Below are 22,199 nucleotides of genomic sequence, written 5' to 3'. Positions count from 1 at the left end.
TAAGATGAATGTATTCATATTCAGCAACAGCGTGAATACATATAAAAAATAGGACATGCTGACGAGAGGAGGACCGTTTTCGTGAATCAATCTTATATCACTATTTTTTTCAGAACCCTCTTTGTCATATCAATGACCGCAGGGTCGATAGCTGCGGCCTATTATTCGTTTCCGTTAACTTATCCGTTCCTGATCGCCCTTATTCTTTCATCAGTGATTCATCCTGTTGTCGATTATTTGGACAAAGTGACAGGATTCCCCCGAACGATAAATGTTCTGGGCGTTCTTGCTTTTTTTCTGCTCGCAGCCTTCGGCGTCCTTACCATTCTGGTAGCCGAAATCGTAACGGGAACAGCCTATCTAGCAAAAACGCTGCCTCCGCATATCAGCACGTTTATTTCATATTGCGAAAAATTGTTTACAACACATATTCAGCCGCTCTATAACGAGTTAACTCTTTTGTTTCAAGAATTGGAAACGAACCAGCAGGCTTCCATCGTCACTCATATCCAGACACTCGGTGATTCTGCCGCTAAAAATGCCGGGCTCCTGCTGTCCCACATTCTAGAGATGATCCCGAGATTTTTCGCTCTTCTTCCCAATACGGCGGCGGTTCTGATTTTTTCTCTTCTGGCAACCTTTTTTATGACAAAGGATTGGCATAAGCTGAAAGCCATGCTTGTTTTAATTCTGCCGGATCGTGTGACAGCTAACAGCAAAGCAATCAGCAGCGAATTAAAAAAAGCAATGACTGGTTTTATCAAAGCACAAGCCGTCCTCGTTTTCATCACGATGGTGATTGTATTTATCGGCCTTTCTCTCTTAAAGGTTGAACACGCCGCAACAATTGCTTTTTTAATCGGGCTTGTAGATCTTCTCCCTTACTTAGGTGCCGGCTCCGTATTTGTGCCCTGGATTTTGTATTTATCGATTACGGGCCAGCTGCCCCAAGCGATCGGAATTGGTATCCTGTACCTCGTCGTTCTTATTCAGCGGCAGCTGACAGAGCCCAAGATACTAAGTAAATCTATCGGGATAGATCCGCTGGCAACACTCATCGCCCTGTTTGCCGGCTTTAAATTATTCGGGTTTTTAGGACTGATTGCGGGACCGGCTGTACTCGTCATCATCCAAGCTTTCATCACTACAGGCGCATTAAAAGAAATATGGTCCTATATCACCGTTCAGCAAAAATAAAACGGCAGCCGTTTTTTTCATGGCTGCCGTTTTTTATTTGATGATGATCCGCTTATTCTTCGACATTCCTCTCAGCCATTTGAACAGAATCGGCTTACACCAGCCGCGGGTAAACGGGATAAGAAGACAGGCGCCGGCCAAATCTGATAAAAAGCCCGGAAGCATCAGCAATAGACTGCCAATGAAAATGCACAGACCGTCAGCAATCGCTTCCCCCGGCATTTTGCCATATTGAAGATCACGCTGAACCTTATAATACACTTCGGTTCCTTGTTTTTTTGCAGCTGCTGCGCCGATAATGCCCGTCAGAATCATGAATAGAACTGTCGGTAAAATGCCAATCAGCTTGCCTAAAAATAGGAATATGCCGATTTCTATTGCCGGAAACACAATAAAAAGCAAAAACAAAAATCTCATATCCAAGCCCCCCACACGTGTAACACGTTCTGTTCAACAAAAGGCATGATAAAGAGAAAAGGAAGGGATTCCCCTTCCGTTTTCACCTGTAATTAAAGAACGCTCGCACGGCCTTGATAGACTGCACCTCTGGAAGCGTCAACTGTAATATCCTGGCCATCTGTCAAAATAGATGTCGCATTTTCCAGACCCACGATAACCGGGATGCCAAGGCTTAATCCGACTACCGCCGCATGGCTAGTCAAACCGCCTTCTTCTGTAATAAGAGCAGACGCTTTTTCAAGGGATGTAATCATATCACGGTCAGTGCTTTTGGTAACAAGTACCGCACCGTCAGTCATTTTTTGCTCAGCTTCTTTTGCATTTTGTGCAACGACAACCGGACCGTAAGCTGATTTGCGTCCAATGCCTTGGCCTTTAGCGATGATATCACCGACAGTATGAACCTTCATTAAATTCGTAGTGCCTGACTCACCGACAGTGCCTGCTGTAATAACGATAAGATCGCCGTGTTTTACAATTCCGCTGTTCAATGATTTTTGGACAGCATCCTCAAGCATCTCATCTGTTGAGCTCGCATTTTGGCCGCTTTCCGCGAATACGCCAGATACGAGGGCAAGCTTTCTGGAAATAGAGTCATTTACAGTAACCGCAACAATCGGAGCCTGCGGACGGTATTTTGCAATCATACGTGCTGTATGGCCGCTTTCTGTCGGCGTTACGATCGCAGCAGCATTCAGGTTAATCGCCGTATGCGCGACAGATTGTCCAATTGCGTCTGTAATTGTCATGCCCACTTGATCTCTGCGTTTTGAGAGAATTTCTTTATAATTTAAAGCTTCTTCAGAACGGGACGCGATGTTATGCATTGTTTGAACTGCTTCAACCGGATAGCTTCCGGCAGCAGTTTCACCAGATAGCATGATCGCATCTGTTCCGTCGAAGATCGCGTTTGCAACGTCACTTGCTTCCGCACGAGTCGGACGCGGGTTGCGCTGCATGCTGTCAAGCATTTGTGTTGCTGTAATAACAGGTTTGCCCAGCGCGTTGCATTTTTTGATCAGTTCTTTTTGCACAAGCGGCACTTCTTCAGCTGGAATTTCCACACCTAAGTCTCCGCGTGCAACCATTAAGCCGTCAGACACTTCGAGAATCGCATCGATGTTGTCAACGCCCTCTTGGTTTTCGATTTTAGGGATGATTTGAATATCCTGAGCGTTGTGCTCTTCAAGAAGCTCACGGATTTCGAGCACATCCGTAGAACGTCGAATGAAAGATGGTGCGATGAAGTCTACTCCTTGCTCAATACCGAAAACGATGTCTCGCGCATCCTTTTCAGTAATACCCGGAAGATTGACACTTACGCCCGGTACGTTAACACCTTTTTTATTTTTGAGTGTTCCGTTGTTTAATACTTTTGTTTTGATTTCGCGTTTAGCGGCATCTACATCAAGTACCTCAAGACCGATAAGGCCGTCATCTAACAGAATCGTTGAACCTTGTTCAACGTCATGGACTAAACCTTCATATGTCACTGAAATTTTATCTGTTGTTCCTACAACCTCGTCCATTGAAATAATGAGCTCTTTGCCTGTTTCAAGCTCAATACCGCCGTTTTCCATTGTATGTGTGCGGATTTCAGGACCTTTTGTATCAAGCAGAATTCCAACGTTTTTGCCAAGTTTTTTACTTGCTTCGCGGATATTTTTAATTCTTGCACCGTGTTCCTCAAAATCTCCGTGAGAAAAGTTTAATCGAGCCACGTTCATTCCTGACTCCATTAATTTCGTAAGCATTTCAATACTTTCACTTGCCGGACCGATGGTACAAACAATTTTAGTTTTTCTCATTTGGTTCACTTCCTTCTGAAATCTTCAGCCTTCAGCTGTACATTAGATAGACAGTTCTTTTGAAAGCTGATACATGTTTTGCTCAACTGTGTGTTTTGTCTCAAGTATTTCTATAATATCATGGTCTACAAGCTTATTGTTTTGTATACCTACACAGCGTCCGCCTTTTCCTTCAAGCAGCAGTTCAACTGCATATGCGCCGAGACGGCTTGCTAACACACGGTCAGCAGCACTCGGAGAACCTCCGCGCTGGATATGGCCCAATACAGATACCCTAGTTTCAAGATTTGTTTCTTCTTCAATGCGTTTCCCGAATTCAACACCGCTGCCTACACCTTCGGCAACAATAATAATACTGTGCTTCTTGCCGCGTTCGTGGCCGCGTTTTAAGCGGGCAATGATTTCGTGCATGTCATAGTCTGCCTCAGGGATTAAGATCGATTCCGCGCCCCCTGCAAGACCGGCCCACAATGCGATATCGCCGGCATGACGACCCATTACTTCGATTACATATGTACGTTCATGAGAAGTCGCTGTATCGCGAATCTTATCAATTGCGTCAATTACTGTATTTAAAGCTGTATCGAAACCGATTGTAAAATCAGTGCCCGGAATGTCATTATCAATTGTACCCGGTACACCTACACATGGAAACCCGTGTTCCGTTAATTTTTTCGCACCCATATATGAACCGTCTCCGCCGATAACAACAAGGCCTTCAATACCAAGCTTCTTCAAGTTTTCTATCCCTTTTTCACGGCCTTCAACTGTTTTGAATTCAGGACATCTTGCCGTATAAAGCTTAGTTCCTCCACGATGTATAATATCGCCTACTGATCCGAGTTCAAGCTTTTCAATCTTTCCGCTGATCAATCCCGCGTATCCGTTGTAAATACCGTAAACTTCAACGTCATGATAGATCGCTTTTCTGACTACTGCGCGAACTGCTGCGTTCATTCCCGGGGAATCCCCGCCGCTCGTTAATACCCCTATACGTTTCATTCTCCATTCACCTCAGCAACATATATGATTAAACATAACATGATCATTGCCCTAAAAACAATGAAAAGGGATCTCCATCCTCCCTATGAAACCTTACCTATTATACAATTAAATAAATTGTTTTTAAATAAAATTTAAGGAATGTCACAAAAAATAAACGTGAGCCAAAGGCTTCACGTTTATTTAGTTTACCCCGATATATTGATCTTCAACCGAGACTTTGCCAATTGCTTTATATTTTTCATAGCGCTGCTGAACTAATTCTTCTTCGCTCAGCTTCAGCAAAGTTTTTAACGATTGTTTAAGGGTTTCGTCCATATAGCTTGCCTGCAGCTTCACATCATGGTGCGCTCCGCCTTTTACTTCTTTAATCATATGATCTATAATACCTAATTCTTTTAAATCCGGCGCAGTGATTTTCATTGTTTCTGCTGCTTTTTTAGCAAGACTGGAGTCCTTCCATAAAAGTGCCGCGGCACCTTCCGGAGAAATAACAGAATAAGTAGAGTTTTCCAGCATATGCAAGTGATTCCCTACACCCAGACCAAGGGCTCCGCCGCTTCCGCCTTCACCGATGACGATGCAGATAACAGGCACTCGAAGGCCGGCCATCTCAAACAGGTTTTTGGCAATAGCTTCACTTTGTCCTCTTTCTTCAGCTGCTCGTCCAGGGTATGCCCCCTTCGTATCAATAAAACAGATAATTGGCCTGTTAAATTTGTCAGCCTGTTTCATCAGACGAAGCGCTTTTCTGTAGCCTTCTGGATGCGGCATCCCAAAATTGCGGACTAGGTTTTCCTTCGTGTCTTTGCCGCGCTGATGCCCGATTACCGTTACAGGGAGGCCGTGGAACTTCGCAATCCCGCCGACAATGGCTTCATCGTCCCCGTACGCTCTGTCTCCGTGACATTCAAAAAAGTCGGTAAACAGGTGTTCGATATAATCAAGAGTTGTCGGACGGTCCGCCAGACGCGCGATTTGAACCCGGTCCCATGGCTTCAGATTTTTGTAAATATCATCCTGAAGCTTAGCGAGACGGTCTTCGAGCCGTTCGATTTCCGCACTTAGATCCATATCGGAATCTTGGGTGAATTTTTTTAGTTCGGCGATTTTGGTTTGCAGTTCAATCACCGGTTTTTCAAATTCTAATCTTGGAGCCACTCAATGTCACCTCCTGTTTGATGCATATCCAGCAGATTTTCTAACGTTTTTTTCATATCGTCACGATGAATAACCGCATCAAGCTGTCCATGTTTTAATAAAAATTCAGCCGTTTGGAAGTCCTCAGGCAGTTTTTCTCCTATTGTCTGTTCAATAATCCGTCTTCCGGCAAAACCAATCAACGCGCCAGGCTCAGCGAAATTGTAATCGCCAAGGGATGCAAAGCTTGCTGATACGCCCCCGGTAGTCGGATGCGTCATTACTGAAATAATAAGACCCTGTTCTTCACTGAACAGTTTTAACGCAGAGCTTGTCTTAGCCATCTGCATTAAACTTAATACGCCTTCCTGCATTCTAGCGCCGCCTGAAGCCGTAAAAATAATAAACGGAACTTTATCAGCTTTTGCTTTTTCAATCGCAAGCGTGATTTTTTCACCGACGACTGAACCCATGCTGCCCATTCTGAATGAAGAATCCATGACGGCGACTACAGCCGGGTGTCCGCCGATGGTGCCCTTGCCTGTCACAACAGCCTCGTTTAAGGATGTTTTCTCGCGATCTTTTTCAAGCTTTTCCAGATATCCCGGGAAACCAAGCGGATTTTCCGAGAGCATTCCCTGATTGAATTCCTCAAAGGATTTTTCATCCATCAAGCTTTCGATACGCTGTTTTGCGTTCATTGGGAAATGATAATCGCAGTTCATGCATACCCGCATATTTTTATCCAACTCTTTAGTGAGCATGATTTTTTTACACTTAGGACATTTTGTCATAATGCCTTCCGGAACATCGTGCTTCGCTTGATCAGATGGTACGGAAGCATACTTTTTCTTTTTCGTGAATATATCCTTTAACAAATGATTACCTCCCTTTTGTGAAGGGTTCTCTTCACCGCATGTCATCAAACAGATAGACTTGCTAATAACTTTACCGAAACTATTGTACTTTTTTTGTCAAACGCTGTCATCCTCAATTCGACAACTTTTTATTCGATGACGTGCTCGGAAAGGCTTGTATGAAATCAGATAAGGTGTTGAAACGACAAGGTTGACAGCGTATTCAAAAATAATGTTAAACCCGGCTGAAATTTTTTTAAGGCTAACCCCCTAAAAAAATTTCAGCCGTCAGTTTAACTTGAGAACAGCGCGCCGGTCTCCGCCAACGCGCTGCCATTTTTGGAATGAATTAAAATTATTCACCAATAATCGTAAGTTTTCTTGTTTTTTCTGCGACTTCCTCAGGGTCAACAGTGATTCTTGCAACACCTGTTTCCATCGCAGCTTTTGCCACAGCCTTCGCAACAGCAGGCGCAACACGTTTATCAAACGGTGCAGGGATGACATAGTCTGCGCTAAGCTCATCTTCTGAAACCAGTGAAGCAATGGCTTCAACCGCTGCGATTTTCATTTCCTCGTTAATATGAGTGGCACGCACATCAAGCGCTCCGCGGAAAATACCAGGGAATGCAAGAACATTGTTTACTTGGTTCGGGAAGTCAGAACGGCCAGTTCCGATAACGCTTGCGCCGGCTTCACGCGCATCTTCCGGCATGATTTCCGGATTTGGATTTGCCATTGCAAAGATAATCGGATCTTTTGCCATGCTTTGAACCATCTCTTTTGTTAACGCGCCTGCTACAGAGACACCGATAAATACGTCAGCATCAACGATGACATCTTTCAGAGAACCGTCTTTGCGGTCTTGGTTCGTGAACTTCGCCACTTCATTTTTGACATCGTTCATGCCGTTCGGGCGCCCTTCATAAATGGCCCCTTTGGAATCGCACATCACAATGTCGCGAACGCCATAATGATGAAGAAGCTTGATAATCGCAATGCCAGCCGCACCCGCGCCGTTTGCGACAACTTTAATGGATGACATGGATTTTCCAGACAGTTTCAGCGCGTTCACAAGACCTGCTACGGTTACAATGGCAGTACCGTGCTGATCATCATGGAAAACCGGGATGTTTGTTTCTTTTTTGAGGCGCTCTTCAATGATAAAGCAGTTCGGCGCTGCAATATCTTCAAGGTTGACGCCGCCAAATGTCGGTTCCAGCAATTTTACAGTTTCAACGATTTTATCAACATCGTTTGTGTTTAAAGCAATCGGGAACGCATCTACGCCCGCAAAGCTTTTGAAAAGAACTGCTTTCCCTTCCATAACAGGAAGCGCCGCTTCAGGGCCGATGTTTCCAAGGCCAAGTACAGCTGTACCGTCAGTTACAACTGCTACCATGTTCCCCTTCATTGTATAATCATATACTTTGTTAATGTCTTCATGAATATCCTTACACGGTTCTGCAACACCCGGAGAATACGCGAGGCTTAGATCTTTCGCATTTCTGACCTCTACTTTTGATTTAGACTCCAGTTTCCCCTGGTTGACTTTATGCAGGTGTAATGCTTCTTCTCTTAATGACATTCTCCTAAACACTCCTTATGGATATTTTTTGATTCGTATACTGCTGCGTTGATTGCTGCATTCTGCGGAGTAAATCTATCTGAATATTTAAACAGGATCACATAATTGCTCCAATTGTATAACAAAAAGCGAATCGTTACCACTGTTTTAAAACGACGTTTTTTTGACCCAACAGCTCTTTTAAGCGATATAACACCTGGTGATCTGCATTGATATGGAACGACTCAGGTAGCTTAATCGTCTGTTTTTGCCTTTCATAATAGAGATAAACGCCTGTTTCCCCTTTATGCTCCAGCAAAATGCGCTTAATCTTTGCCAGGATCTCCTGGCTGTGCTGACTGCTTTCTATTTTTATATAAACCGATGGCGCTTTTTCTGCATCCATATTTTCTAATAATTCTGCCCGGGACATGATGAATTGGATCTTATCTTGTCTAACTTCACATTTCCCCGCAGTGAACAAAAGAGCGCCTTCTCTTAAAACGGGAGAAAGCTGTCTGAATTGTTCAGGGAAGACTACGGCTTCCATCTCGCCGGTTTCATCACTGAGCGTTAAAAACGCCATGTTTTGACCTGTTTTCGTCCGAATCGTTTTGATCTTCGACAGCAGAACGCCTAGTGAAAGCTGCCTTTTGACTGCCCGCTGAGCCTGCAGAATGGAGACTGCTCCTTGCGCAGTGAGCTGTTTTCGGAAGGCGGAGAGGGGATGATTTGAAAAATAAATGCCAAGCGTTTCCTTTTCAAACGCAAGTAAATCCACCAGAGGAAGCTCCTCCGTCTCCACATACTTCGGCTTAATTGAAAACGATTCATCTAAAAACAATCCCATTTGGTCATCGTCCGCGGCGAATAGCTCAGCATGTTCCAAAGCAACATCAATGGATGCGAGCAGCGTGGCCCGGTTTTGGCCGAATTCGTCCATCGCACCAGAAAAGATAAGTGCTTCAAGCACTTTGCGATTTACGCTTTTTGACGGCACGCGAAAGCAGAAATCGAAAAGATCTTCAAATGGTTTCTCTTTTCTTGCTTTATATATATCTTTGACTGCTGAGACGCCTACACTTTTTATTGCGCGGAGGCTGTATCTGACAGATCCGTTTTCAACTGTAAACGGAAAACTGCTTTTATTCACTGACGGAGGAAGGATACGAATCCCGCTCCCCTTTGCTTCGTAAAGATATTGAGAGATTTTATCCTCATTGCCAATGACGCTTGTCAGCAATCCGCACATAAAATATAACGGATAATGAGCTTTCAAATACGCAAGCTGGCACCCGATCATGCTGTATGCCACCGCATGGCTTCTGTTAAAGCCATAGTTTGCGAATTTGACGATTAAATCGTAGACCTCATTTGCAGTGTCTACAGAATACTCCTTTTTTAAGCACCCTTCAACAAAATGGCTTCGCTCTCTGTCCAGGATTTCTTTTTTCTTTTTGCTGACCGCCCTTCTCAATAGGTCCGCTTCGCCTAAAGAAAACCCCGCCATACGGGAAGCAATCATCATAATTTGTTCCTGATACACAATGACGCCATATGTATCTTCCAAAATGCTCCTTAAATCTTCATGAGGATAGTGAACAGGCGCCCGGCCGTGTTTACGGTCGATAAATAACGGAATATTTTCCATCGGACCCGGCCGGTACAGTGCATTGACCGCCACAATATCTTCTAGGCCCGAAGGTTTCAGCCGTTTCAAGACGCTTCTCATCCCTGCAGATTCAAGTTGAAAAATGCCTGTCGTATCCCCTTTTGACAGCAAGGAGAACGTTTTGTCATCGCTGTAGGATATACTTGAAAGATCTATTTTAATATTTTCTTCTTTTTCAATCATTGAAGTGATGGATTCAATAAGTGTCAGATTCCTCAAACCTAAGAAATCCATTTTTAAAAGGCCCAAGTCTTCAAGATGGTCCATCGCGTATTGCGTTAAATAGATCCCTTCATGCCCTTCTTGAAGCGGAACAACATCTGTTAACGGTTCTTCACTCAGGACAACGCCCGCTGCGTGGGTTGATGCATGCCTTGGCAGCCCTTCTATTTTCCGGGCAATTGAATAGACTTGCTGAAGCAGGCTTGACTCCCGAAGCCGCTTATCCAGCTGCGGTGACTGCTGTCTCGCTTCATCCAGCGTCATTCCCGGTCTTGAAGGAATGAGTTTTGCAAGCTGATCTACCTCCTTCGGGCTGACGCCGAATACTCTGCCGACGTCCCGGAGCGCCGCCTTTGCCGCAAGTGTTCCAAAGGTGATAATCTGTGCGACGTGCATTGCACCGTATTTCTGCTGAACATATTGAATGACTTCATCCCTTCTAGTATCGGGAAAGTCAATATCAATATCCGGCATGCTGACGCGTTCGGGATTTAAAAATCTTTCAAACAGAAGGTGATGCTTAATCGGGTCAACATCTGTGATATACAGCACATATGCCACAAGAGAACCTGCCGCAGAACCTCTTCCCGGTCCTGTAACAATCCCTTTTTCATGGGCGTGCTTCATAAAATCCCACACGATCAGAAAGTAATCGCTGAACTTCATCCGCTTGATGACATCAAGCTCATATTGAAGACGGTGAAGGTATCGTTCATTAGGCTTGCCGAAACGGCTGCGGAGTCCCTCCATACAGATATCCGTTAAATAATCATCAGCGGACGTTCCGTCTGGGGTCGGAAAAGACGGTAGACGGGTCTGCCCGAGACTGACGTCAACCCGGCATTGTTCCGCGATCTCTACAGAAGCTTGCAGTGCCTCGGGATGCTCTCGATAAATGTTTTGCATTTCTTCGAGTGGTTTCAAATCGAGATCAGGCAAATCTTCAGCGGGTGCATCCGTCAGTTTTTCTCCCGCTTTAATCGCTTTCAAACAACGATAGGCAGCCTTATCTTCCTTCCTTATGTAATGCACATCGCCTGTGGCCGTAACAGGGATACCCGTTTCTTCTGACAGCTTTAGAATCTGCGCAGACAAAACTTGATTCCCTTTAAAAGGCTGATAGGAGAAATAAAAAGCTCCCTTTCCGAATATAGACTGAAATTCCAGCGAGGCTTGAGCAGCCTGTTCGAACAGCCCTCCTTCAAGAAGCGTTTCAATATATCCTTTTTCGCCGGGCGTTATTGCGATAATCCCTTCTCGATAACTGTGAAGCCATTTCGGCTTCAGTCCGCCTTTTGATTTAGATTGCAGAACGCTGCTGATTTTCAGCAGGTTTTGATAGCCTGTATTTGATTTTGCCAGCAGGACGAGCGGGTATGCTTCAAGCTCGCTGTCATCTGTAAAAACAGAAGCCGTCAAACCGATTATTGGGTTGATCCCTCTCGCCTTGCAAGCTTTATAAAATTGAATAGCTCCGTACATGACATGATCATCTGTCAGCGCCAAAGACGCATATCCGAGCCTGTCAGCTTCACTGACGAGCTCTTCCACAGCCGCGGCGCTGTTTAGCAGGCTATAGCCGCTATGCACTTGCAGGTGAACAAAAGACATGCTATCACCTCTTTCTCATTACGATTCATTTCTTCCCTCATTATAAGGCCGGTTTCCAAAAGAAACAAATGTTCTTTTTTGACTCATCATCATACTTGTCCTGAAAGCTCAATATGATATAAAAGGTGAGGTGATAAAGATGGATCAGGAAGCAGGATTTATGGTGAATTTTATCAATAGCTACTTCATTGCGTTAGGGGTGCTGATCGGGGGCGCACTCATTGGAGGGCTCGGAGCATACTTGGCAGGCGAACCTCCGCTTACAGCCATTACAAAGCTTGCCAACCGGTTAAAAATATGGGCGCTTGTCGCAGCTATCGGAGGCACCTTTGATGCGGTATACAGCTTTGAACGCGGCATACTCGAAGGCAATACGAGAGATATCTTTAAACAGCTTCTTTTAATTATTTCGGCCATGGGGGGCGCGCAAAGCGGCTGGCTTATTATATCATGGCTGACCCAGGAGCATCTTTCTTCATGAGGGTCCCCCAGCATTACAAAAAACCGGGATGGCAGCGTTTTTTCGCGGGAATGATGTGCGGGGCCGTAATCAGCTGGTTCTTTTTCCTGTTTACTTACGGAACATTCCAAGAGGAGCAGGTCAGCCTCATCGAAAAGCAAAAAGAGCATGTAAAAGACTTGAACAATCAAATTTCGATCTATCAGGAAGACCTCCATAAACTGAATGAAGATAATAAAAGAAAACTGCTGATTCAAAGCGTCAGCGTCAAATTGCTGAATGGGGATAAATATAAAATATCACAGCCGGATAAAACGAAATTCGAGGAGCATGTAAAGGATGATATTTCAGAGGTGATTACAAAAGACATAGAGAGCGTCTATCAAACAAAGGATCTCTTGAAGCGGACAATTGAAAATAAAGTCTATATGATCAATGAAAAAAAATACGAGGCAACCGTCAGAGAATTGATTATTTATACGAGGCTGACAGTGGAACTTGAAATATCTTTCGCCACATAATTATGGATTTTTTTTAAATTCTCCAAACTTCTGTCGCTTTTTCCCATTCTTTTTTATAAACTATATGTGAGGCTTAATGGCGAAAGGAAGGAGGAAGGGAAATGGAGGTTTACAGTGACCGTCAGTTAGCAAAAGATCAAGCAGCCCGTCTCAGACAAGGTTTTTCTGCATATGCCGAAACAAACTCACTCGCTTCCCTCATCAAAAAAGAACTTCAATCACACAATCTCCAAGTCTACGAGGACCTTACTGATTTCGGCTGCTGGTTCATCCCCGTCACAGATGAACACTAAGAGAGAGGGTCTCCCCTCTACTCGTGTTCTTTACATAATGTTTCCAGATCAGCTAAAATCCGATCAGCTTCATCCCAGCTGTAAATAGAGGCGCCTGAAGCTAACGGATGCCCTCCGCCGTTATATTTCCGGGCAAGTCCGTTAATGACAGGCCCCTTCGAACGGAATCTGACTCTGATTTGATCGTCTTCTTCTACGAAAAACACCCAGGCGCGAATACCTGAGATATTGCCGAGCGTCCCGACAAGCTGCGACGCTTCAGAAGCCGTTGTGCCGAATTTTTCAAGCGTATCCTTTTTGATGAAAACAGAAGCCGCCCCGTTTTCGGACAAAGACACATTTTGAAAGATAAAGCCATTAAGCTTCACCACATTCAGTTTTGTTTCATACAATTGATTAAATAACTCTGAGGAAGAGAATGGATACTGAATGAGCTCGCCTGCATATTTTAATGTTTTTTCCGTGGTATTCGGAAATAAAAAGCGTCCGGTATCTCCAACAATGCCGGCGTAGATCAGCTCTGCCGCTTTCGTATTCAGCTTCCAGCCGTGCTCTTTTCCTTCTAAATACAGCTCGTAAATCATTTCACTTACTGAGCTGGCGCTTGTATCGACCCAGAGAAGGTCACCGTATGGATCTTCGTTCGGATGGTGGTCGATTTTCATTAGTTTGGCGCCTGAAGGATAACGCTGATCGTCGATTCTTTCCTGATTTGCCGTATCGCAGACAATGACAAGTGCGCCTTCATATGTTTCATTGTCCACCTCATCAAGGGAATATAAGAAAGAGAGGGACGGTTCAGGCGTGCCGACCGCAAAAATATTTTTTTCAGGATATGTTTCACGCAGGATTTCCGTAAGCCCGCACTGTGATCCGTAGGCATCCGGATCAGGACGCACATGTCTATGTAAGATAATCGTGTCATATAATGATATGGTTCTGATCAATTCTGTTTTCATTTGATACTCCTTTATTGTTTTTATTCATTAAATCACATTCTCTGCCGACGGAAAAGAAAAATAACGTCAAAACCAAGCCCGTTTTTGTATAAAATGGGTTTGTAAACTTTTACGATGGAGGATTTCATTTATGCTGGTTCTTGTTTTTTTGATTGGGCTTTCCGCCTGCTTTTATGTGTACTATAAAGTAAAAGGCGTACGGGCAAAGCCATCTTTGGCAAAAGAAATATGTTCAGCAAAATCAAGCATGGCCTTAGGGTCACTAGTCCTGTTCTACGGGCTCAACCAAATGATATTATTCCATTCAGTATTAACGTTAGTAATCGGCGGTATCTTTATCGTCATAGGAGCAGGAAGCGCTTGGGCAGGTTATAAAGCCTTCAGGCATTACAATCCCCTTCACGCCAAAGAAGCTGAAAGAGATCACGCGTAAGGGGCGCCTGAACGTCCCTTAGCTTCTTTCCATCAGCTGAACCATCAGCATCGCTTTAGACACGATATGACCTTGGCTGTGCACTTCCACTTCCATTTTCCCAAACTTTCTGCCAGCCTCCAAGATGCGAGGTTTGACTTCGATGACTGATTCCATCTGCACAGGCTTCAAAAAGAAGATGGTGATGCTCTCTATGACGAGTTCGCCGCGTTTTTTCGAGCGCAAAAATCGGTTTGCCGCTTGCGTCAAAATGGTCGTAAATACGCCATAAGAAATGGTTCCAAGCTGATTTGTCATTTGCGGCGTGACTTCATACTCGTAAACCGTTTGATCTTCTTTATCATCACCCTCATCTTTAAACCCCCTTGAAACGATATCATCAAGCTTCTCCCCGACCTGCGGCTGCTTTTGAATCATTTGAAGAGCTTTCAATACGTCTTGGCGGCTGATCATGCCGATGAGTTTTTGGTGGCCGTCAGTGACGGGAAGCACTTCGATCCCTTCCCATACCATCATTTGCGCAGCTGAAGCGACAGATGTTTTCCCAATAACCGTGACGGGATTTTTGGTCATGACTTTTTCTATAGATGCATTTCGGTCATGGCCAGCAATATCTTTTGATGTCAGAATGCCATGGATTTTCATTTGATCGTCGACAACCGGGAAGCGTCCGTGCCCCGTTTCAAAATTTTTCTCATACCATTTTTCAAGTTTATCCTTAGGCGAAAGATATACCGTGCGGTCAGCAGGTGTTAGGATGTCCTCCACCAAAACAATTTCTTTTTTGATCAGCTGGTCATAAATTGCCCGGTTAATCATAGCGGCAACTGTAAAGGTGTCATAGCTCGTGGATAAAATCGGCAGTTCAAGCTCATCTGCCAGCTGCACAATGCTGTCATCCGTGTTAAAGCCCCCGGTCACCAATACGGCCGCGCCCGCTTCAAGCGCCTGCCTGTGTGCATTGATTCTGTTTCCGACAATCAAAAGATTCCCCGCTGCGGTGTAACGCATCATCGCGTCAAGCTCCATCGCGCCGATGACGAATTTATTCAATGTCTTATGGAGCCCTGCCCTGCCTCCGAGCACTTGTCCGTCTATAACATTTACAACCTCTGCATAGGTAAGCTTTTCAATGTTCTCTTTTTTCTTTTGTTCAATTCTGATTGTGCCCACACGTTCAATCGTGCTGACAAACCCTTTATTCTCTGCTTCCTTGATCGCTCTGTACGCGGTTCCTTCGCTTACTTTCATTTCCTTTGCAATTCTTCGGACAGAAATTTTTTCACCGACAGGCAGTGAATCGATATACGTTAAAATTTGTTCATGCTTCGTTGCCAAGCCTTTCACCTCTAAGGACAGTCTTCTTGTTTTTATTATAAGGTTTCAAAGGATTTATACGCAATGAGGCTGGAAAATAAAAAACCATCTCCTAGAGATGGTTTCACGGTTTAAAGCTCGATCGTCTCACCGACCGACATGACTTTGCCGACTCCGCCCGGCAGGCTGTCAGCGAATGCTTCTGGGTCTTGTTCGATGACCGGGAATGTATTGTAATGCACCGGCACGACCTGTTTTGCGCGCAGCCATTCAGCGGCAAGCTTGGCGTCTTCAGGCCCCATCGTAAAGTTATCGCCAATCGGCAGGAAAGCAAGGTCGATATGATTCAATTCGCCAATGAGTTTCATATCAGAGAAAAGAGCCGTATCGCCCGCGTGGAAAATCGTTTTATCTTCTACAGTCAGCAAAATACCGGCAGGCATGCCTGTGTAAGTGATCGTTTTGTTTTCTTCATCTGTGATGGCTGATCCATGAAAGGCCTGTGTAAGCTTCACTTTTCCAAAATCGAACTGGCGGGAGCCGCCAATATGCATTGGATGAACATTCAAGCCTTTCCAGCCTAAGTACACAGCGAGCTCGTTCGGGGCTATAACCAACGCGTTATTTTGCTTGGCGATTTGTTCAGTATCACCGACATGGTCATTGTGGCCGTGCGTTAGTAAGATGACATCCGCTTTTACATCCTCCGGCTTTATATCCGTTAATGAATTCCCTGTTAAAAACGGATCAAAAATAATATGATGGTCCTTCGTTTCCACTGTGATTACAGAATGTCCGTGATATGTCACTTTCATTTCTTTCACCTCGTCACATGATTTTGATTTTTTTATTTTCCCTTTTTAAAAAGCTGAAAAACTTATGTTGTTTGATTCTTGTTAATGACATTGAGGCCTCCAGTGGCTTCAATGACAGTCCCTGTCACAAGGTCTGAGTTCTCCTCACACAGGAAAGCGATAATCCGGGCGATATCCTCGCCTGTACCGGATCTTCCTATCGGCGTTTTTTCTTTGCCGATTCGCATTCTGGCTTCCTCTATCGATGCTTCTTTCATGTCGCCGACAATGTCTCCCGGGCAAACCATGTTGGAGGTTATGCCGAATTCGGCTTCTTCAATGGCAATTGTCTTCGTCAAAGAAGCCAAGCCCACTTTCGCAGCGCCAAATGCCGATCGGTGAAGCCAGCCGGGCGCGTGAGCCGCACCTTGGAATCCGTACGTAATGATGCGTCCAAATTGCTGTTTTCTCATAACAGGAATAACCGCTTTGAATAAATGAAAGACGGCGCTTAAATTTCCTTCCAGCATGCCATACCATTCATCATCAGTATAATCGGCTAACTTTTTACGTTCAAATATGTATGGTCCCGCGTTGTTAATCAAAAAGTCGATCCTTCCGAAGCGGTTTAAGGCAGCCTCTGCAATACGCAGCAGATCTTCTTTTTTGGTGACATCACCTTTTACAAATTGCAGCCGGTCAAGACAATCGGGACAGGCTTCCTTCAGGCGGCTGACTGCCTCCTCATCCTGTCTGTAATTGACTGTTACTGAATACCCCTTTGCAAGCAACGTTTCAGTCACTTTGCGGCCTAAACCCTTCGAACCGGCAGTAATTAAAGCATGTCGCACATGAATACCTCCCAAAGCAACGTCGCCGCTTTCAATAAAGTGTTTCTTCTTCTACTTTACTATAAAAGGCTTGCAATATCACTTTTTACACTTTGGCATACAAAAAAAGCTGTCTGTACAGACAGCTTATTCTGCAGGAGATGAAGACTCCTGATCAGGCATATCGACATAACCGCTTTGATATGCTTCTGAAATGAGCCTTGTTGTCTCCTGGCTTTCTTGTTCATCATAAATATAGCGTTCCGGTTCTTTTTTCATCATTCTGCCTCCCATCATTATAGAGGTAGGTTGGCTATAATGACGGGATTTTATGAAGGAAATTTTAACAAACTCCTGCTGCCACGCAAGCTTTCGCTTTTTCAAGCGCCTGCTTTACCTGTTTGAATCCGGTGCCCCCGGCGCTCATTCTTTTTTCAACTGCGTAGTAAGGGTCTAACACAGTGTAAATATCTTCTTCGAATAGTGTGCTCGCCTGCTGAAACTCGCCAAACGGCATATCGCTTAAATAGATCCCTCTTTCGATGCATGTGTACACAAGTTTCCCGACCACTTCATGCGCTTCTCTGAACGGCATTCCTTTTTTAGCTAAATAATCGGCCAGTTCCGTCGCATTTGAAAAGTCTTGTTTTGTCGCTTGCTTCATGACGTCTTTGTTTACAGTCATTGTTTGGATCATGCCTGTGAAGATTTGCAGGCTGCCTTCCACCGTTTTCACCGTGTCAAACATGCCCTCTTTGTCTTCCTGCAGATCTTTGTTGTAAGCGAGCGGAAGTCCTTTCATGATCGTAAACAGACCCATCATATCGCCGTATACGCGTCCTGTTTTGCCGCGGATCAGCTCCGCCATATCAGGGTTTTTCTTTTGCGGCATCATGCTGCTTCCTGTTGCGTACGTATCGTCAAGCTCGATGAATTTAAACTCCTGCGAGCACCATAAAATGATTTCTTCAGAGAAACGGGATAGGTGCATCATCAGCATACTGCTGTTGCTTAAAAACTCCAAAATGAAGTCTCTGTCGCTGACGCCGTCCAAGCTGTTTTCATAAATGGCATCAAAGCCGAGCAGTTCTGCTGAATAATCACGGTCAATTGGGAAGGTTGTTCCCGCGAGCGCCCCGCAGCCGAGCGGAGATTTGTTAATCCGCTTCATCGAATCCTGAAAACGCTCCTTGTCGCGCTCAAGCATCCAGAAATACGCAAGCAGATGGTGAGCGAATGAAATCGGCTGGGCGCGCTGCAGATGTGTGTAGCCCGGCAGAATCGTTTCAACGTTCGCTTCCGCCTTTTCAATCAGCGCACTTTGGAATGCCTCAATCAGCTCGATGATGTGGCCGACATGATTCTTCAAGTATAAATGCATGTCAGTCGCCACCTGGTCATTCCGACTTCTGCCGGTATGCAGCTTGCCGCCAAGAGGACCGATTTCGTCAATGAGCATTTTCTCAATGTTCAAATGAATATCCTCATAATCGACTGAGAATTCCAATGTTCCCTCCTCTGCTTTTTGCAAAAGGGTATTCAGGCCCTCTCGGATTTTCAGCTCTTCTTCTGCTGTCAGAATACCGCATTTTTTCAGCATGGCAGCATGTGCGAGAGACCCTGTAATGTCTTCAGCAACTAAATGTTGGTCAAATGATATGGACGCGCCGAACTCGTCGACCCATTTTTCCGGTGTTTTTTGAAATCGGCCTCCCCAAAGCTTCTTCATGCTTTAATCTGCTCCTTCTTTTTCACGATGCTGTTCACTTTTGTCGGAAGTCCCCAAAGCTCGATAAATCCAATTGCTGCATGGTGATCAAATGCATCGTCTTTTGTATATGTTGCAAGTTTTTCATCATATAGAGAGTATTCTGATTTACGTCCTTCTACAATTGCATGGCCTTTAAACAGCTTCACGCGGACAATGCCTGTGACATGCTTTTGCGTTTCTTTTAAGAAAGCGTGCAGCGCATCTTTTAACGGCGAGAACCATAAGCCGTTGTAAATGATCTCTGACATTTTTTGCTCGATGATCGGTTTAAAGTGGGCTACCTCTTTCACCAGTGTCAAATCTTCTAATTCTTTATGCGCTTTGATCAGTGTCATCGCACCAGGGCATTCGTATACTTCCCGGGATTTAATGCCGACGAGGCGGTTTTCCACGTGGTCGATACGTCCGACACCGTGCGCCCCCGCCATTTCATTCAGCTTTAAGATCAGCTCAGAAAGCGAGTAGGAAACACCGTCAATGGAGACAGGCACGCCCTGTTCAAATGCAATTTCAATCACTTCCGGCGTGTCCGGCGTTTTTTCCAGCGGAGCTGTTAAATCGTATGCACCTTCTGGCGGCGCCGCCCATGGATCTTCTAAAATGCCGCACTCATTGGCGCGTCCCCAGAGGTTTTGGTCGATAGAATACGGGCTGTCAAGATTGATCGGAATCGGAATGCCGCGGCTAGCCGCATATTCAATTTCTTCTTCACGTGACCACTGCCATTCGCGAACCGGCGCGATGACTTCAAGATCAGGGTTTAATGATTTAATGGAGACTTCAAAACGAACCTGGTCATTTCCTTTCCCTGTGCATCCGTGGGCAATCGCCTGTGCATCTTCTTTTTCCGCAATTTCAACCAGTTTTTTCGCGATCAGCGGTCGAGATAATGCCGAAACAAGCGGGTATTTTCCTTCATACATCGTGTGGGCCTGCAAAGAAATAAGCGCGTAGTCCTGTGCAAATTCTTCTTTTGCATCGATCACGTAGGAGTTTGTCGCGCCGACTTCAAGCGCTTTCTGCTGAACAAATGCCAAATCTTTGCCCTCACCGACATCCAGACAGCAGGCGATTACATTATATCCTTGCTCCTGAAGCCATTTTATTGCGACGGAAGTATCAAGACCCCCTGAGTATGCTAATACGACTTTTTTCTGTTCTGACATGATAAAATTCCCCTCTCAACCGTGTTTCTATTTTGTATAAAAATAAATTATATTTAATAAAAATACATTTTGTATGTATACACTTTAACAAGTACGTTTCGTTTTTTCAAGCCTTTTATAAAAAAAACTTCACCTAAATTTCAGGTGAAGTTTCGTAGTATTTATTCATTTACTTGTCTTTTCTGATTTCTCTGACCACATGCGCAAGTTCGGGAATAATCAGCTTATTCATTGCCAGCTTTACCGCGCCGCTTGAGCCTGGCGTTGAGAAAACAGCGGTATGCTGAATGACGCCGGCAGTTGCTCTCGACATGATTGCGGCAGAGCCGATATCCTCTGTATAACTCAGCATCCTGAATATTTCTCCAAAGCCGGGCAGTTCTTTCGAAAACAGCGGCGTTATGGCTTCAATTGTGACATCCCGATCTGCTATGCCTGTCCCTCCGTTTAAGAGTACCGCGTCTGTCTGTTCATCCATGCAACCCGCAAGCACTGACCGCTGCAAAGCATCCTTTTCGTCTTTTACAATTTCATATGCAGAAATGTGATGACCGGCTTCTTCTAAAAATGAGATCATCAGCTTGCCGCTTTTATCGGTTTCCTCTGTCCTCGTGTCACTGACAGTAATCACTTTGCACCGAACGATATCGGGAGCTTCTTGTTTATGCTCTTGAACGCTCATTGGCCCACCTCTTTTATGTTTTCTGTCTGTCACTATCATGCATCAATAAAAAAGCACATTCAAGAGAATGTGCTTTCATGCAATTTATTTTGCTAAACGAACAACGTCGCGCGCAATCATGACTTCTTCATCAGTCGGAATGATCATGACTTTTACTGGAGAATGCGGATAGCTGATGAAAGCTTCCTCGCCGCGCACGTTATTAAGCGCAGGATCCCAGTATACGCCCATGAATTCTAAACCGCGAAGAACGCGTTCTCTGACTTCCACACTGTTTTCACCGATACCGGCAGTAAAGATGATCGCATCTACACCGCTCATTCTTGCAGCGTAAGAACCGATGTATTTGTGGATTCTGCTTGCGAATACTTCAAGAGCCGTTTCCGCGCGCTCATTTCCTTCTTTCGTTGCTTCGACGATGTCACGAAGATCGCTTGAGAAACCGGAAATGCCGAGCAGTCCGCTTTTTTTGTTTAATGTATTCAATACTTCGTCAGCCGTTTGGCCTGTTTTCTCCATGATGTATGGAATCAGGGCAGGGTCGATGTTTCCAGAGCGTGTACCCATTGCTACACCGGCAAGCGGCGTAAAGCCCATGGATGTGTCAATTGATTTTCCGCCTTCAACAGCCGCAATACTTGCTCCGTTTCCAAGGTGGCAGGAAATCAGGCGCAAGTCTTTTAACGGACGGCCGAGAAGCTCTGCCGCACGCTCAGTTACATATTTATGTGAAGTGCCGTGGAAGCCGTATTTACGGATGCCGAATTTTTCATAGTATTCATACGGCAAGCTGTACAGGTAAGACTGCTCAGGCATTGTTTGGTGGAATGCCGTATCAAATACAGCTACCGCAGGAACATTTGGAAGCACTTCTTTGAATGCTTTAATTCCAACGATATTTGCCGGATTGTGAAGCGGTGCCAATTCAGAAATATCTTCGATTTCCTTAATGGTTTCATCCGTTAATAAAACAGAATCGCTGAATTTTTCTCCGCCGTGAACGACACGATGGCCAATTCCGTCAATTTCATTCAAGTCTTTAATAATGCCAAATTCCGTTAACTTATTCAGCAGCATTTTAACAGCTACCGCATGATCCGGAATATCAGTTACTTCTGTATTTTTTTCGCCGTTCACAGAAATTGTGAATACGCTGTCGGCGATACCGATTCGTTCAACTAAACCCTTCGTTAAAACGGTTTCTGAAGGCATTTCGAAAAGCTGAAATTTCAAAGACGAGCTTCCTGCGTTAATTGCAATAATTTTGGACATGATTGACGCTCCTTTATACTCTGTATCAACAACTTCGTTTTTCGTACTTTTTTTCCCGGTGAATATCAACATCTTCTCCGAAAAATATCTGACTTTTCCATTTAAACATTGTCATGTCGGCTTTTCAAGTCAACTTGCGTATTGATAACGCTTACAATAAGAAGTC

The 22,199-nt window shown here is 44.7% G+C and carries 21 protein-coding genes; 5 read left to right on the top strand and 16 right to left on the bottom strand.

Going from position 1 to position 22,199, the window contains the following annotated elements; translation table 11 throughout:
* The first annotated feature begins 81 nt into the window (after positions 1–81).
* Complete coding sequence (ytvI, locus tag NYE22_RS06505; RefSeq protein ID WP_004399115.1) at positions 82–1,197, top strand: sporulation integral membrane protein YtvI; 1,116 nt, start codon at positions 82–84, stop codon at positions 1,195–1,197.
* 33 nt (positions 1,198–1,230) lie between these two features.
* Here the strand turns inward: ytvI and NYE22_RS06500 are convergent, their stop codons facing one another.
* The 7 genes from NYE22_RS06500 to dnaE all read right to left on the bottom strand — a co-directional run bounded on the left by NYE22_RS06500 (position 1,231) and on the right by dnaE (position 11,535).
* Positions 1,231–1,614: an FxsA family protein gene (locus tag NYE22_RS06500; RefSeq protein WP_342412393.1), complete on the bottom strand. Its 384-nt coding sequence runs from the start codon at positions 1,612–1,614 to the stop codon at positions 1,231–1,233.
* A 92-nt stretch (positions 1,615–1,706) separates the two neighbouring features.
* A complete protein-coding gene (pyk, locus tag NYE22_RS06495; protein WP_024573339.1) occupies positions 1,707–3,464 on the bottom strand; it encodes a pyruvate kinase in 1,758 nt (585 codons plus the stop codon).
* A gap of 42 nt (positions 3,465–3,506) precedes the next feature.
* Positions 3,507–4,466 carry a 6-phosphofructokinase gene (gene pfkA, locus NYE22_RS06490; RefSeq protein ID WP_003237788.1) on the bottom strand — a complete coding sequence of 320 codons (960 nt, stop codon included), beginning with the start codon at positions 4,464–4,466 and terminating at the stop codon, positions 3,507–3,509.
* Between the two features lie 183 nt (positions 4,467–4,649).
* Entirely contained in the window at positions 4,650–5,627 is a 978-nt protein-coding gene (gene accA, locus NYE22_RS06485; protein WP_003229417.1) for an acetyl-CoA carboxylase carboxyl transferase subunit alpha, read from the bottom strand.
* Positions 5,612–6,484: an acetyl-CoA carboxylase, carboxyltransferase subunit beta gene (gene accD, locus NYE22_RS06480; RefSeq protein ID WP_024573337.1), complete on the bottom strand. Its 873-nt coding sequence runs from the start codon at positions 6,482–6,484 to the stop codon at positions 5,612–5,614. Before accD ends, accA begins: the two co-directional genes overlap by 16 nt.
* 334 nt (positions 6,485–6,818) lie before the next feature.
* Positions 6,819–8,051, bottom strand: a complete 1,233-nt coding sequence (gene maeB, locus NYE22_RS06475; RefSeq protein WP_014664951.1) for an NADP-dependent malic enzyme — start codon at positions 8,049–8,051, stop codon at positions 6,819–6,821.
* Between the two features lie 136 nt (positions 8,052–8,187).
* Complete coding sequence (dnaE, locus tag NYE22_RS06470; protein ID WP_077671522.1) at positions 8,188–11,535, bottom strand: DNA polymerase III subunit alpha; 3,348 nt, start codon at positions 11,533–11,535, stop codon at positions 8,188–8,190.
* Between the two features lie 139 nt (positions 11,536–11,674).
* On the opposite strand from dnaE, the gene ytrH reads away from it, so the two are divergent.
* From ytrH to NYE22_RS06455, 3 genes are all read left to right on the top strand, one after another.
* Positions 11,675–12,016, top strand: a complete 342-nt coding sequence (gene ytrH, locus NYE22_RS06465) for a sporulation membrane protein YtrH (RefSeq protein ID WP_003229410.1) — start codon at positions 11,675–11,677, stop codon at positions 12,014–12,016.
* Complete coding sequence (gene ytrI, locus NYE22_RS06460; RefSeq protein ID WP_003229408.1) at positions 12,013–12,516, top strand: sporulation membrane protein YtrI; 504 nt, start codon at positions 12,013–12,015, stop codon at positions 12,514–12,516. Before ytrH ends, ytrI begins: the two co-directional genes overlap by 4 nt.
* Before the next feature lie 101 nt (positions 12,517–12,617).
* A complete protein-coding gene (locus NYE22_RS06455; RefSeq protein WP_003229407.1) occupies positions 12,618–12,809 on the top strand; it encodes a hypothetical protein in 192 nt (63 codons plus the stop codon).
* Between the two features lie 17 nt (positions 12,810–12,826).
* On the opposite strand, the gene nrnA is transcribed toward NYE22_RS06455, so the two are convergent.
* Positions 12,827–13,768 (bottom strand): bifunctional oligoribonuclease/PAP phosphatase NrnA, encoded by a 942-nt coding sequence (gene nrnA, locus NYE22_RS06450; RefSeq protein WP_004398971.1) that lies wholly within the window; start codon positions 13,766–13,768, stop codon positions 12,827–12,829.
* Between the two features lie 130 nt (positions 13,769–13,898).
* Between nrnA and NYE22_RS06445 the strand changes: the two genes are divergently transcribed.
* Positions 13,899–14,201 (top strand): YtpI family protein, encoded by a 303-nt coding sequence (locus NYE22_RS06445; RefSeq protein WP_003229401.1) that lies wholly within the window; start codon positions 13,899–13,901, stop codon positions 14,199–14,201.
* Between the two features lie 18 nt (positions 14,202–14,219).
* Here the strand turns inward: NYE22_RS06445 and NYE22_RS06440 are convergent, their stop codons facing one another.
* From NYE22_RS06440 to NYE22_RS06405, 8 genes are all read right to left on the bottom strand, one after another.
* On the bottom strand, positions 14,220–15,539 hold the full coding sequence (locus tag NYE22_RS06440) for a CBS domain-containing protein (protein ID WP_004398641.1): 1,320 nt from the start codon (positions 15,537–15,539) through the stop codon (positions 14,220–14,222).
* Positions 15,540–15,649: 110 nt separating this feature from the next.
* Entirely contained in the window at positions 15,650–16,333 is a 684-nt protein-coding gene (locus NYE22_RS06435; protein WP_003245964.1) for a metal-dependent hydrolase, read from the bottom strand.
* A 62-nt stretch (positions 16,334–16,395) separates the two neighbouring features.
* On the bottom strand, positions 16,396–17,163 hold the full coding sequence (locus NYE22_RS06430) for an SDR family oxidoreductase (RefSeq protein ID WP_038827975.1): 768 nt from the start codon (positions 17,161–17,163) through the stop codon (positions 16,396–16,398).
* A 126-nt stretch (positions 17,164–17,289) separates the two neighbouring features.
* Complete coding sequence (locus NYE22_RS06425; protein ID WP_004399018.1) at positions 17,290–17,424, bottom strand: hypothetical protein; 135 nt, start codon at positions 17,422–17,424, stop codon at positions 17,290–17,292.
* A gap of 61 nt (positions 17,425–17,485) precedes the next feature.
* Positions 17,486–18,871 (bottom strand): argininosuccinate lyase, encoded by a 1,386-nt coding sequence (gene argH / locus NYE22_RS06420; protein WP_072175312.1) that lies wholly within the window; start codon positions 18,869–18,871, stop codon positions 17,486–17,488.
* A complete protein-coding gene (locus tag NYE22_RS06415; RefSeq protein ID WP_003229357.1) occupies positions 18,868–20,079 on the bottom strand; it encodes an argininosuccinate synthase in 1,212 nt (403 codons plus the stop codon). Before NYE22_RS06415 ends, argH begins: the two co-directional genes overlap by 4 nt.
* A gap of 169 nt (positions 20,080–20,248) precedes the next feature.
* Positions 20,249–20,761 (bottom strand): molybdenum cofactor biosynthesis protein B, encoded by a 513-nt coding sequence (locus NYE22_RS06410; protein ID WP_120028476.1) that lies wholly within the window; start codon positions 20,759–20,761, stop codon positions 20,249–20,251.
* Positions 20,762–20,845: 84 nt separating this feature from the next.
* Positions 20,846–22,033, bottom strand: a complete 1,188-nt coding sequence (locus tag NYE22_RS06405) for an acetate kinase (RefSeq protein ID WP_003223511.1) — start codon at positions 22,031–22,033, stop codon at positions 20,846–20,848.
* Positions 22,034–22,199 lie beyond the last annotated feature (166 nt).

Source organism: Bacillus sp. FSL K6-1560, from assembly GCF_038592935.1.
GTDB lineage: Bacteria > Bacillota > Bacilli > Bacillales > Bacillaceae > Bacillus > Bacillus subtilis.
The sequence above is the reverse complement of the archived record's forward strand: the minus strand, read 5'-3'. Positions and strand labels throughout refer to the sequence as shown.